The sequence below is a fragment of the Streptomyces thermoalcalitolerans genome, from assembly GCF_039525155.1.
GTDB lineage: Bacteria > Actinomycetota > Actinomycetes > Streptomycetales > Streptomycetaceae > Streptomyces > Streptomyces thermovulgaris.
Window position 1 is genome coordinate 71,181 of record NZ_BAAAHG010000018.1, and the last position, 12,694, is coordinate 83,874.

11 protein-coding genes are annotated in these 12,694 nt (G+C 73.0%); 4 read left to right on the plus strand and 7 right to left on the minus strand.

The features are described from left to right. Window positions 1-105 precede the first annotated feature (105 nt). Complete coding sequence (locus ABD224_RS13470; protein WP_344049747.1) at window positions 106-930, minus strand: GntR family transcriptional regulator; 825 nt, start codon at window positions 928-930, stop codon at window positions 106-108. A gap of 163 nt (window positions 931-1,093) precedes the next feature. Between ABD224_RS13470 and ABD224_RS13475 the strand changes: the two genes are divergently transcribed. Further along, window positions 1,094-1,927 (plus strand): (2Fe-2S)-binding protein, encoded by an 834-nt coding sequence (locus ABD224_RS13475; RefSeq protein WP_344049749.1) that lies wholly within the window; start codon window positions 1,094-1,096, stop codon window positions 1,925-1,927. A 277-nt stretch (window positions 1,928-2,204) separates the two neighbouring features. Then, window positions 2,205-3,239, plus strand: coding sequence for a DUF2637 domain-containing protein (locus ABD224_RS13480; protein ID WP_344049750.1), 1,035 nt, complete (start codon window positions 2,205-2,207; stop codon window positions 3,237-3,239). Window positions 3,240-3,324: 85 nt separating this feature from the next. On the opposite strand, the gene ABD224_RS13485 is transcribed toward ABD224_RS13480, so the two are convergent. Both ABD224_RS13485 and ABD224_RS13490 read right to left on the minus strand, forming a co-directional pair. Continuing rightward, window positions 3,325-3,807 carry an ATP-binding protein gene (locus tag ABD224_RS13485; protein ID WP_344049751.1) on the minus strand — a complete coding sequence of 161 codons (483 nt, stop codon included), beginning with the start codon at window positions 3,805-3,807 and terminating at the stop codon, window positions 3,325-3,327. Window positions 3,808-4,112: 305 nt separating this feature from the next. Then, the gene (locus ABD224_RS13490) at window positions 4,113-5,654 is read right to left on the minus strand and encodes a protein phosphatase 2C domain-containing protein (protein WP_344049752.1); all 1,542 of its coding nucleotides are present in this window, start codon (window positions 5,652-5,654) and stop codon (window positions 4,113-4,115) included. Between the two features lie 405 nt (window positions 5,655-6,059). Between ABD224_RS13490 and ABD224_RS13495 the strand changes: the two genes are divergently transcribed. Beyond that, window positions 6,060-7,049, plus strand: coding sequence for a helix-turn-helix domain-containing protein (locus ABD224_RS13495; RefSeq protein ID WP_344049754.1), 990 nt, complete (start codon window positions 6,060-6,062; stop codon window positions 7,047-7,049). Window positions 7,050-7,075: 26 nt separating this feature from the next. Here ABD224_RS13495 and ABD224_RS13500 read toward each other — a convergent pair whose 3' ends face one another. Next, window positions 7,076-7,600: a methylated-DNA--[protein]-cysteine S-methyltransferase gene (locus tag ABD224_RS13500; protein WP_344049756.1), complete on the minus strand. Its 525-nt coding sequence runs from the start codon at window positions 7,598-7,600 to the stop codon at window positions 7,076-7,078. Between the two features lie 182 nt (window positions 7,601-7,782). Between ABD224_RS13500 and ABD224_RS13505 the strand changes: the two genes are divergently transcribed. Continuing rightward, window positions 7,783-8,994, plus strand: coding sequence for an RNA-guided endonuclease InsQ/TnpB family protein (locus tag ABD224_RS13505; protein ID WP_344049759.1), 1,212 nt, complete (start codon window positions 7,783-7,785; stop codon window positions 8,992-8,994). 13 nt (window positions 8,995-9,007) lie between these two features. Here the strand turns inward: ABD224_RS13505 and ABD224_RS13510 are convergent, their stop codons facing one another. The 3 genes from ABD224_RS13510 to ABD224_RS13520 form a co-directional block, all read right to left on the minus strand. Beyond that, window positions 9,008-10,408, minus strand: a complete 1,401-nt coding sequence (locus ABD224_RS13510) for a DNA-3-methyladenine glycosylase 2 family protein (protein ID WP_344049783.1) — start codon at window positions 10,406-10,408, stop codon at window positions 9,008-9,010. 166 nt (window positions 10,409-10,574) lie between these two features. Further along, window positions 10,575-11,690, minus strand: a complete 1,116-nt coding sequence (rsgA, locus tag ABD224_RS13515; RefSeq protein ID WP_344049760.1) for a ribosome small subunit-dependent GTPase A — start codon at window positions 11,688-11,690, stop codon at window positions 10,575-10,577. 296 nt (window positions 11,691-11,986) lie between these two features. After that, a complete protein-coding gene (locus ABD224_RS13520; RefSeq protein ID WP_344049761.1) occupies window positions 11,987-12,655 on the minus strand; it encodes a GntR family transcriptional regulator in 669 nt (222 codons plus the stop codon). Window positions 12,656-12,694 lie beyond the last annotated feature (39 nt).

The following is a 12,694-nucleotide window of genomic DNA, read 5'->3' on the forward strand; positions in this document are numbered from 1 at the left end:
GATACGGCTGTGCCGGGTGCCGATACGACTGTGCCGGTACGGCGCCTCCCCCCGGCCCTCCGGGCGGTCCGGCACCGGGAAGGCGCGGCCGTCCGGGGGATGGGCTCACGCCGCGCCTTTGAAGTGCTCGGCCACCAGGGAGCGCACCACGTCCAGGTCCCGGGCGATCAGCGCGTCCAGCAGCGCGGTGTGCTGCGCCGCGTCGGCGACCAGCTCGGCGCGGCCGGCCCGCACCGGGCCGCCGACGAGCGGCCACTGGGCGCGGCGGTGCAGGTCCTCGGCGATCCGGACGAGCTGGTCGTTCCCGGCCAGGGAGAGCACCGCGCGGTGGAAGGCCCGGTCGGCCTCGGCGTAGGTCGCCCGGCAGCCGGAGGACGCGGCCCGCACACCGGCCTCGGCGAGCGGGCGCAGGTCGGCCCAGCGCTCGACGGGCACGGTACGGGCCAGCCGCAGCATCACCGGCACTTCGATCAGGGCCCGCACCTCGGCCAGCTCGGCCAGCTCGCGGGCGCAGCGTTCGACCACCCGGAAGCCGCGGTTGGGCACGACCTCGACGGCGCCCTCCAGCGCGAGCTGCTGCATCGCCTCGCGCACCGGGGTGGCGGACACCCCGAACCGCTCGCCGAGCGCGGGCGCCGAGTAGACCTCCCCGGGCCGCAGCTCGCCCGCGACCAGCGCGGTGCGCAGGGCCTGCAGGACCTGCCCGCGCACGGAGGAACGCCGCACGGCGGGCCGCGGCAGGGGGCTCTCGCTGTGCGTGTGCTCACCGCGGACGCCGTGCCGGCCGGCGTCCGCGGACGGGACGCCCCGCTCCCGGTACGGGTCCGCGGGGGGTGACTGCCGCGGCATGCGCGACGCCGCGCCCGGCCGGGCCTCGGGAATTCTTCCGGGAATCCGGGTGCCGGTGGAGTCCTGCGCGTCCTGCTTCACGGTCCTCCTCCGGGCTTGCGGCACTTGGGGCGCTTGGGGACATTACGGCGGCTTGTCACTCGTCCGTCAAGAACCTTAAGTGTTGCGGGCCATGGGTTCACAGTTCGTCGAAGTGAAGTAAGGTAAGGCTTACCTCTAGTCGAGCGCGAAACGGTGGTTCGGCATGCCTGTGCTCCCTTCGGCCGCAGCGGACGCGTACGCCCGTCTCAGCGAGGTCTTTCCCGGCCTCACCGTGACGGAGCTCACGGACGGCGAACCGCTTCCGGACGGCGGCGAGTGGATCCCGTCCGCCTCTCTCACGGCGGGCGGTCCGGAGCTGGACGCCTTCCTGGCCATGGACGACGCCCAGGTGCTGGAGGCGTACGGCACCCGGGCCCGTCCGGACGTCGTGGCGAGCTTCGCCCTGCACCGGTACGCCTGGCCCGTCTGCCTGCTGTTCACCCTGCCGTGGTTCCTGCACCGCAGGGTGCCCCGTCTGCCGGTGACCCACGTCTCCAGCAACCGCCGCGCCGGCCGTATCGCCGTACGTCTCGCCGGCTTCGCCTGTCTGCCCGGCGACCCGGCGGCCGCGCTGCCCGGCGCACGCGTGGTGCGCGACGAGGAGGCGCTGCGCGCCGAGGTGCGGGCGGCGATCGCCGAGCACCTGGAGCCGGTCCTGGCCGCCTTCGGCCCGCGCATGCGGCGGCGCGGCCGCGCCCTGTGGGGCATGGCGACCGACGAGACCGTCGAGAGCCTGTGGTACATCGCCCAGCTGCTCGGCGAGCAGCAGCGGGCCCGGCGGGAGCTGGAACTGCTGCTGCCGGGCGCGACCCGGCCGTACGTCGGCTCGGCCGCCTTCCGCGAGCTGACCGGGCCGAACGGCGAGTCGCTGCCCACCCGCAGCCGGGTCAGCTGCTGCATGTTCTACACCGTGCGCCCCGAGGAGACCTGCGTCACCTGTCCGCGCACCTGCGACGCCGACCGGATCACCAAACTGGCGGCTGCCGCGGCGGGCTGAGCCCGCTCCGCACGGCTTCCCGCGGTCGTGGCCCCCACGGGCCACGGCCGTTGCACACTTTCCCCGCCCCCGGCGGGAACTTTCCATGGAACCACCCTTACAGGCAGTCTTATTCGAACTCAATTTCCAACATTCAAGCGGTAGTTCGAGAATAACGCCGCCTCGGACACTCCCTTGCACCTCCTTGGCCACCTCTTGCTCCGAATCCCCCTGAGGGCCAGTGGAATTGCGCCACTATGACGGGCGTTACGCCCTATCCCAAGGCAAGGGACCCCAGATGAGACTGACCGACATATCGCTGAACTGGCTGCTTCCGGGCGCCGTACTGCTCCTGGGCATGCTGGCGGCGGTGGCGGTACTCGCGCGCGGCAAGCGCTCCGGGGAGAACGCGAGCGCGGACGACTCGTGGGAGCGCAGCGAACAGCGCCGCAGGCGCAAGGAGGTCATCTACGGAACGGCCTCCTACCTCCTCCTGTTCTGCTGTGCGGCGGTCGCCGCCGCACTCTCCTTCCATGGCCTGGTCGGCTTCGGACGGCAGAACCTCGGCCTCTCCGGCGGCTGGGAGTACCTCGTCCCGTTCGGCCTGGACGGCGCGGCGATGTTCTGCTCCGTGCTCGCCGTGCGCGAGGCCAGCCACGGCGACGCGGCACTCGGCTCACGGATCCTGGTGTGGACGTTCGCGGGCGCCGCGGCCTGGTTCAACTGGGTGCACGCGCCCAGGGGAACCGGCCACGCGGGCGCACCGCAGTTCTTCGCCGGCATGTCGCTGTCCGCGGCCGTCCTGTTCGACCGCGCGCTGAAGCAGACCCGCCGGGCCGCCCTGCGGGAACAGGGCCTCGTGCCGCGCCCGTTGCCGCAGATCCGGGTGGTCCGCTGGCTGCGGGCCCCCCGGGAGACGTACAAGGCATGGTCGCTGATGCTCCTGGAAGGCGTGCGCAGCCTGGACGAGGCGGTCGACGAGGTACGCGAGGACAAGCGGCGGAAGGACGAGGCCCGGCGGCTGCGGCGTGAGCAGCAGCGCATGGAACGAGCCCAGTTGAAGGCGATCAGCCGGGGCCACCGGGGCTTCGTCGGCCGCGGCGGCCGGCAGATGGAGACACAGGCCCTGGAGCCCGCCTCGGCCCCGGCCACCGCGGAGCCCGCCATAGGGGCGGCGGAGCCCCTGCCCGTCCGTAAGCGCCCCTCCCTGCCCGTCCGCAAGGGGTCCGACACCGTCACCGTTGATCTCACCGCGGAGGACGACACCCTGGCCCTGCCGCGTCTGGACTCCCTGGAGCGCAAACTCAAGGACCTTGAGCAGCAGTTCGGGTAGGCCCTGTCGAGCGGATCAGGCCCCGGTCCCGGATCGGTGAACGGGTGTGGGGGCGCGGCCGCACGGCCGCGCCCCCACACCCGTCTCACGCGGCGTCCGCGCCCAGTTCGAACCACACCGACTTGCCGACCTCATGCGTGTGCACGCCCCAGGCGTCCGCGAGGGACTGCACCAGGAACAGCCCCCGGCCGCCGGTGTCGTCATCGCCGCCGGGCGCCCGGACCCTGGGCCTGCGGTCGACGAAGTCCCGTACCTCCACGCGCAGTCCACGCGATGACACCGTGGCCGTCAGGACGGCGTCGTCGTCGGTGTGCACCAGTGCGTTGGTGAGCAGCTCGCTCGTGAGCAGCTCCGCGACCTCCGACGTCCCGGGCCTGCCCCAGTGGCGCAGCAGCTCGCGCAGGGCCCGGCGTGTCTCGGGCACCGCCTTCAGATCGGCCCGCCCCAGTCTGCGCCTGAGCTGGAGCGGCGAACGCCGTTCCCTGAAGTCGTTCTCCCGTCCCCCCGCCGCCGGAGCCGAGAAGGCCCCGACCACGATGGGGCCGCCCCCTCCTGTGTGCCTCTTCATGGCCCCCCGTCCGCGTGTCGACGTCGGTTTCCCTCCAGCTCGAACACGTTTCACGGAGATCCTTGCCCGAAGGGGCACGCGCCAGTCATGCCGCACGTTCAACGGCCGCGTGTTCGGACATCAATCGGCGAACTTGGCCGAAGTGCGACGCTTCCGAAGGCCGGCGCTCACCTTCCTTCCCTCCTTCTCCCCCTTTTTCTTCCGTCTTTTCCGCCCTTTTCCCGCCTTTCCTCCACTTCTTTTCCTGTCCCTTCCCGTCCCGGTCGAAGGCGCCTGCGGCCGGGGCACATTGCGCGGACCGTGCCTCACGCCTCCCAGACGGCCGCGAGCGTACGGTCGTCCGCGTCGCCCGCACCCCGGGCCTGGGCGTCCACCAGGAAGGCGGCCGGGTCCGGCGGAACCGGATCGGACCAGCGTCGTGCGAGACGGGCGCACAGCTCGGGCTCGCTGCGCAACGAGTCGGCCAGACCGGCGGTGCACATCAGGAGCGTGTCGCCCGGCTGAGCCAGCGAGGCCCGGAAGCGGAAGGGTTCGCGGGGCGGCTCCGGGGGCAGGTCGTGGGGGTTCGGCGGAGTGGTGATGCCGAGGTTCAGGGTGAGCCGGTCGCTCTCGGAGGCCCCGGAGGACGGCGAGCCGAAGCCGGTGACGGGTGCGCCGGACGTCTCCGTCCGGGCCACCCGGGGTTCGATGTCCTGCCACTCGCCGCCGCGCAGCCGGAACAGTCCGCCCGCGCCGACACCGAAGAAGATCCGGGTCCGGCACTCGGGGTCGGCGGGCAGAAGCAGACAGCGCAGGGTGGCCGTGTACGCATCCGGGTCGACGCCCCGTTCGACGGCGTCGACGCGGAGCCGGCCGAGGCTGCGGTCGGTGAGCCGGTGCAGCCCCGACTTCAGGTCGCCGCGCCGCGCCGCCCGTATGTCCTCGACGAGCCGCGCGTGGCTGCGGCCCACGGCCTGGGCGATCCCCTGGCACGCCCCGGCCGCCGCACGGTGCGCGCCCGGCGTGGTCCGGGCCCCGGTGGCCATCGCGACGAGCACGAGCGCCTGCTCGCCCGTCCCGAAGCGCGCGACGAGCAGGGCGTCCCGCCGCGGCTCCCCCCGGTGCCGCGCGGAATCCCCCCGGACCGAGACCGCCCGCAGGGTGCAGGTCCCGTAACCGGCTGCCTCCAGCACCGTGTCCGGCACCAGGTCACCGAGTTCCTCCGGATCGGCGAGCGGCAGGGCGATGGGCGTGGCGTCGTGGACGGGCGGGCGGGCGCCGGCGTGCTCGACGGCGGAAGAGGGGGTGGCGGAAGAAGGAGCCGGGGTGTCCCGGGGAGCCCGCGGATCCTCGGGGGCTTGTGTCCGGGGTCCTTCGGCGGAGTCCGACGTCCCGGCGTCCGGAGCCTTGGAGTCCGAGGTCCCGGCGTCCGCCGGCTCGGCGGTGTCCGACGCCGAGGTCCTGGAGGCCGGGGTGTTCCCGGGGGTGCGCCGCCACCAGGCCGGGGCGGGGAGCGGGGTTTCCGGAAGGGTTCCGGTCCCGGGGGCCGGGGCGGGGTCCTTGGACGCTGACGGCTGGTTGTCCGACGCGGTGTCCGGTGCGGTGTCCGAGGGGGGTGCGGTGCGGGGCGAGGAGACCATCGATCGTGGGTCGGGGGAAGAGAGAGGAAAAGGTCGAGAAGGTCGAGCGGACGGGGACGGGCGCTGCTGTGGGTCCGGGGGGTCCTCCAGGGTCTCGGTCGCCGAGGCGAAGCGGTCGTCCAGGGAATCGGGCGTGGCCGTGGGGCCGGTGTCCTCGGTGGAGCCGTCGTACAACTGCCCCCACCAGTCGTCCTCGTGGCCGGTGGGCCTTCCCCCCTGCTGACTCATGCCCCCAATTGTCCACTGTGGGAAGCGGATGAGAACGAGGCATCCGGAAAATCGCCGCCGGGCGGTCCCACCCCCCACGGAAGGCCGCCCGGCGGCACCGAAGCGACCCGGATCTCCGGGTCCCGATCCGAACGGCCGGAACATTGCCGTCGGACACGCCCCGCGCGCGACGGCGGGGCCGGCCCGCCCGATCCTCGGCCATCGGCGCGGGTCCCGTGTTCGCGCAGGCCACACCTCTCGGCCGGGTATTCGGTGCTTCCCCGCGCCACCTTGTCAGACCTTGTCAGAGTGACGGGGGATACAGCGATGATGTGCCGGGGCGGGTTTGTGCCGTGGCTGTTTCCCGCCACGGCGGACACACCGCGGAACGGCCATCCGGGGATCCTCGAGGGAGGACAGCGGCTGATGCTGGCAGCGATAGGCCTGGACGAGACGCACGAGTCGGCGTACCGGGCCCTGGTATCCGTGGGTGCTGCCGAAGTGCCCGACCTCGCACGGAAGTTGATGCTCAGTGAGGAGGCCACCGAGCGCGCCCTGCGCCGGCTGGAGCGGCAGGGACTCGCGGCCCAGTCCTCGGCCCGGCCCGGCCGCTGGGTGGCCGCGCCTCCCGGGGTGGCGCTGGGTGCCCTGCTCACCCAGCAGCGGCATGAGCTGGAGAAGGCGGAACTGGCGGTCGCGCTGCTCGCCGAGGAGTACCGGGCGGCTGCCGCCGAGCCCGCCGTGCACGACCTGGTCGAGGTCGTCACCGGCACCTCCGCGATCGCCCAGCGCTTCCTGCAACTCCAGCTGGGCGCCTGCGAGGAGGTGTGCGCGCTGGTCACCGGCAGCCCGATCGCCGTCTCCAGTCTGGAGAACCACGCCGAGGAGCAGGCGGTCGCCCGCGGGGTCCGCTACCGGGTGGTGCTCGAACGCGCGGTGCTCGATCTGCCGGGCGGCCTCGCGGAGCTGACCGCCGCGCTCGACCGCGACGAGGAGGTACGGGTCCTCGACACCGTGCCGACCAAGCTCGTGCTGGTCGACCGGACGCTCGCCATGGTGCCGCTCACCGTGAACACCGCGGAGCCCACCGCGCTCGTCGTGCACGCCAGCGGTCTGCTGGAGCTGCTGTACGGGCTGTTCGAGTCGGTGTGGCGGGAGGCGCTGCCGCTGTGCCTCGGGCCGTCCGGTGTCACCGAGGCGACCCCGGACGGCCCCGACGCCACCGATCTGGAAGTGCTGTCCCTGCTGCTGGCCGGTCTGACCGACGCGAGCGTCGCCAAACAGCTCGATCTGGGTCTGCGGACCGTGCAGCGCCGGGTGAAACGGCTGATGGAACTGGCCGGCGTGACCACCCGGTTGCAGCTGGGCTGGCACGCCCACGAGCGGGGCTGGGTGGTCCGGGACCGGCACGGCTGACCCGCGCCGTGCGGGCAGGCCGCAACTTACAGTGCACCCTCCAGCGTGAGCAGGCGCACCTTCTTCTCCAGTCCGGCCGCGTAGCCGGTCAGGGAGCCGTTCGTGCCGATGACGCGGTGACAGGGGCGCAGGATCAGCAGCGGGTTGGCGCCGATGGCGCCGCCGACAGCCCGTAGGGCGGCCCGGGGCGCACCGACACGGGCGGCGATCTCGCCGTACGTGGTGGTCGTTCCGTACGGCACGTCGTCGAGAGCGGACCACACCCGCTCCCGGAACGCGGTGCCGTCCGTGCGCAACGGCAGCCGGAACTCCTTGAGTTCACCGGCGAAGTAGGCCTCGAGCTGTTCCTCCGCCGCGCGGAAGGGCCCGGCGTCGTGCCGCCAGTCCGCCCGGACCTCCCGGCCGCCCTTCTGGCCGGGCAGGGAGAGGGAGGTCAGCGCACCGGAGGAGTCGGCGGTCAGCAGCAGGGGGCCGAGGGGGCTGTCGAGGCGGGTCCAGTACGTCGTCCGGACGGCCGCCCCGGTCGCGGGCGCAGTCGTGGGGTCGGTCATTGAGACTCCTTCGTGGATGCCCCGGCCTTCAGGCCGGGGTGGGGGTACCTCCCGCTTGCAGGGGAGAAACAAAGCTCCCGCGGAGCGGGGCGGGGAAAGGCGGATCGCCGCCAGGGCGATGCGGTGTCTGCGGCCACTGGCCGACACCCGTCGCTCACACGGAATCTGATACGGCGTGAGCCGTGACGCGGCAGGTCAAGCGGGCGTTCAAGTACCGCTTCTACCCCACGGACGAGCAGGCAGCGGAGCTGTCGCGCACGTTCGGCTGCGTCCGCCTCGTGTACAACAAGGCGCTTCAGGAGCGCACTCGCTCGTGGTACGGCGAGCAGCGCCGGATCTCCTACGCGCAGTCGTCGGCGATGCTGACCGAGTGGAAGAAGACCGAGGAGCTGGCCTTCCTGAACGAGGTGTCCTCTGTTCCGCTTCAGCAGGCGCTGCGCCACTTGCAGGCTGCGTTCACCAACTTCTTCGCCAAGCGGGCGAAGTACCCGCGGTTCAAGTCGAGGAAGAAGTCCCGGGCGTCGGCCGAGTACACCCGCAGCGCGTTCACCTGGCGTGACGGGAAGCTGACGCCGGCGAAGATGACGGAGCCGCTGGACATCCGCTGGTCGCGTCCCCTGCCCGACGGGGCGGAGCCGACCACGGTGACGGTGTCCCGCGACAGCGCGGGCCGCTGGTTCGTGTCCCTGCTGTGCCAGGACACCCCCGCGCCCGCACCGGCCACCACCAACGCTGTCGGCATCGACGCCGGGATCACCTCCCTGGTGACGCTGTCCACTGGGGAGAAGATCACCAACCCCCGGCACGAGCGGCGTGACCGCGCCCGCCTCGCCCGCGCGCAGCGCGCCCTGTCGCGGAAGGCGAAGGGCTCGGCCAACCGCGAGAAGGTCCGCCGCAAGGTGGCTCGCATCCACGCGCGGATCGCCGACCGGCGCCGCGACTTCCTGCACAAACTGACCACTCGGCTCGTCCGTGAGAACCAAACGGTCGTGATCGAGGACCTCACCGTCCGCAGCCTGCTGAAGAACGGCCGCCTCGCGCGCGCCGTCTCGGACGCGGCCTGGACGCAGCTGCGGTCGATGCTGGAGTACAAGTGCGCCTGGTACGGGCGCGACCTCGTCGTGATCGACCGCTTCTTTCCCAGCTCGAGGCTGTGCGGGGCCTGCGGCACGGTCCGCGAGAAGCTGCCGCTGAACGTCCGCACCTGGACGTGCGACGACTGCGGCACCACCCATGACCGCGACATCAACGCGGCACGCAACATCCTGGCCGCCGGGCTGGCGGCAGCAGCCTGTGGAGACGGTGTAAGACCTCAACGGGAGTCCTCCCGGACAAGGCGGTCGTCGGTGAAGCAGGAACCCCAGCGGGCGACCGCTGGACTCCCCCGCCTCTAGGCGAGGGAGGAAGTCAACACGGCTTCAACTCTCCTGAGACATAGAGGTGTTGCACGGCGTACGAGCGCCAGGGGCGCCAGCTGTCGGGGGCGTCCACGCCGGGCGGGGCCACATCGGGGTCGCCGAGGGCGCGGCTGCGGATGACGGCGGCCGTGGCGAGGTCCATTCCGGGCAGGGCGAGCAGCGCCCGGTGCGCGTCGTCCCGGTCGGCGCCCGGGTCCAGCCGTACGGTGCCGTCGGCGAGGGCGGCGGCCAGGGCGCCCAGGGGGCCGTCCGGCTCGGCCTCGGCGAGGACGGCCGGTTCGGGGAAGAGATGGGTCAGCGAGCCCTGGGGGGCGTCCAGCGCCTTGCCGTAGCGCCGTACCAGTTCCTCGGCCGCCGCCGGTCCCACCAGGGCCCGGACCGCCGTCTCCTGCGGGTCCGCCGAGCCCGGCGAGCGCAGCCCGGGCCGGGCGGCGACCAGGGGGGCCAGGCGTGGGTCCGCGCCGAGCCGTTCGTCGACGGCGTACGGGTCGGCGTCCAGGTCGAACAGCCGCCGCAGCCGCTGCACGGCCGTCGTCAGGTCGCGCGGGTCGGTGAGGTGGAGCCGGGCCTGAAGCCAGCCGCCGAGGCGGGCCCCGCGGCGGGTGCCGGAGCGGGCGCCGGGACGCTCGTCGACGGCGGCGGTCCCGGTGCCGTGGGGCAGGCGCAGGGTGCGCCGGTAGGTGCGCCGGCCGGGCGGCCCGCTCACCTCCTCCACACCGGGCACGGCCTCGCGCTGGAGCAGGTCGAAGACGGGACCGGCCCGGTAGGGCCCCCGGTGGGCGAGCCGCAGCGGGATGCCGGCGGCGGGCGTGGCGTCCCGGCCGCCCTTGCGGCGCGGCGCGGCTGCCCGCAGCCGGCTCGGGGTCGCCGCGTAGACGGCCCGGATCGTGTCGTTGAACTGCCGCACACTGGCGAACCCGGCCGCGAACGCGACCTGGGTGACCGGCAGCCCGGTGGTCTGCAGCAGGACGCGCGCGGTGTGCGCCCGCTGGGCGCGGGCGAGTGCCAGGGGCCCGGCGCCCAGTTCGGCGGTGAGCTGCCGCTGCACCTGCCGAGCGCTGTAGCCGAGCCGTGCGGCGAGTCCCTCGACGCCCTCCCGGTCGATCACGCCGTCGCCGATCAGCCGCATCGCCCGCCCGACGACGTCCGCGCGGACGTTCCACTCGGCGGAGCCGGGCACCGCGTCCGGCCGGCACCGCCGGCAGGCCCGGAAGCCCGCGCCCTGCGCGGCGGCGGCCGTGGGGAAAAACCGCACATGCCGCCGTTTCGGCGTCATGGCGGGGCAGCTGGGACGGCAGTAGATCCCGGTGGTCTCGACGGCGAAGAAGAACTCCCCGTCGAACCTGCCGTCCCGGCTGCGCACGGCCTCGTACCTGGCGTCCTCGTCCATCACGCTGTCCAGTCTCCGCCCCGGGACGGGGTGCCCGCTGGCGGAAATCGGACATGGCGTCCGGCGCAGACCTCGGGACCTCGGGGGGCCTGCCCGGCAGGATCCACCGGACAGGCCCCGAGAGATCCGCGAGGATCCCGAGGATCCTCCATGAGGGTCCGGTCCTCTAACGCCACCGTCCCCGCTTGATCTCCGCCGCCGCCCGGCCCTCGGCGTTCTTGCGCTTCCACTCCCGTCTGATCTCCGCCCGCAGCCGTGCGTCGGTCCGGGCGGTGATCCACTGGTTCTCGCGCAGGAGCTTGCGGTAGCTCTCCAGCCTCCGCTCGGGCAGCTCGCCGGCGTCGACGGCGGCCAGCACCGCGCACCCGGGTTCGCGGTGGTGCGCGCAGTCGTGGAACCGGCACCGCTCGGCCAGCTCCTCGATCTCCGAGAACACCTGCCCGACGCCGCTCTCGGCGTCCCACAGCCCGACCCCGCGCAGTCCGGGCGTGTCGATGAGCACGCCGCCGCCGGGGAGCGTGAACAGGTTGCGGGTGGTGGTGGTGTGCCGGCCCTTGCCGTCGGTGTCCCGGGTGGCCCGGACGGCCATCACGTCCTCGCCGAGCAGGGCGTTGGTGAGCGTGGACTTGCCGGCCCCGGACTGCCCGAGCAGCACGGACGTCCCGTCGCGGACGACGGCGGCGAGGACGTCGAGGCCGTCCCCGGTCACCGCGCTGACCGGCAGCACCTGCACGCCGGGGGCCGTGGTCTCCACGTCCTGGACGAGATACGCGAGCCCTGTCGCGTCCGGTACGAGGTCGGCCTTGGTCAGCACGACCAGCGGCTGCGCACCGGACTCCCAGGCCAGCGCCAGGAACCGTTCGACGCGGCCGAGGTCCAGGTCGACGGCGAGCGAGACGGCGACGATCGCGTGGTCGACGTTGGCGGCGAGGATCTGTCCCTCGGACCGCTTGGACGAGGTGGAGCGCACGAAGGCGGTGCGGCGCGGCAGCACCGTCCGCACATACCGGGGACTGGCGCCCTCCGGGTCGACGGCGACCCAGTCTCCCGTGCAGACGACCTTCATCGGGTCGCGGGGCACGACGAACTCCGTGTCGGCGCGCACGACGCCGGCCGGTGTGACGACATCGCACAGGCCGCGGTCGACGCGCAGGACACGTCCGGGCACGAGTCCCTGCCCGGCGTGGGGAGCGAACGCCGCCTCCCAGCCCTCGTCCCAGCCGTACGGGGCGAGGGGGTGCGGCGCGGTGGAAAGCGGGGTGGAATGCGAGGGAGAAGTCAACGGGAAACCCTTCACGAGGGCGGCCCCGGCAGCGCGTACGGCGGTGTGCGCGAGCGAGGGGTCAGCCGAGGGCCGCGGAGGTGGAGTGGATGAACGTCCGGTTGCGGGCAGGGCCCGTCGCAAGGACAGCCATCGGTCACACCTCCCTCTCTCCGCTCGACTGACGGCGGCGCCCGGGCAGCGGCCACCGTGAAGGACAGGGGTCACCTTAGGGGGACCGCACATGCGGACGCCACCGTTTTTCCCATGGCCGGTCCCAGGCCGGCACCCCGGGCCGGCGCCCCGGCGGGCGGTCCTCAGCCCTCGGTGTCCCCGAAGAGCTGCTGCAGTGAGCTGCACGCCCCGTCGAGGTGGGCCCGCATACGGCGGATCGCCTCCTCGGCGTCCCCGGCGCGCAGCGCCTCCAGGATCCCCCCGTGCTCGGCAACGATGCGTTCACGCCCCAGCGTGTGCCGGGTCTGCACCATGCACAGGTGCATCTCGCCCTTGATGCCCCAGTAGAGCCGGCTGAGCCGCGGGCTGCCGACCGCGTCCACCAGCGACTGGTGGAAGCCCAGGTCCGACTCGACGAAGGTGCTGTGCGGGGTGTCGGGCCCCATCCGGTCGAGATCCGCGATCGCCCGCTCGGCGGCGGCCACCGGTACCGTGCCGCGCTCGACGAGCACCCGTACGACCTGGGTCTCGAGCGGCGTGCGGACCAGGAACAGGTCGTCGACGTCGACGCGGGTGAGCTGGGGCACATAGGCCGGCTTGTTGGCGTCGCGGCGCAGCAGTCCCTCGTGAACCAGGGCGGTCACCGCACTGCGGGCGGTGGGCCGCGAGACGCCGTACTCGGTCGCGATCTCGGTCTCCGCGAGGGTCGTGCCGGGGATCAGCTGGCCGTCGAGCACACGCTCACGCAGGGATGCGGCAAGGGCTTCGACGACCGAGACGGTGGACAGCCGGATGGCGGCGTCCTGAGCCATGAACACCTCCGAGGGAAACTCCACCATTCTCGCACGCAC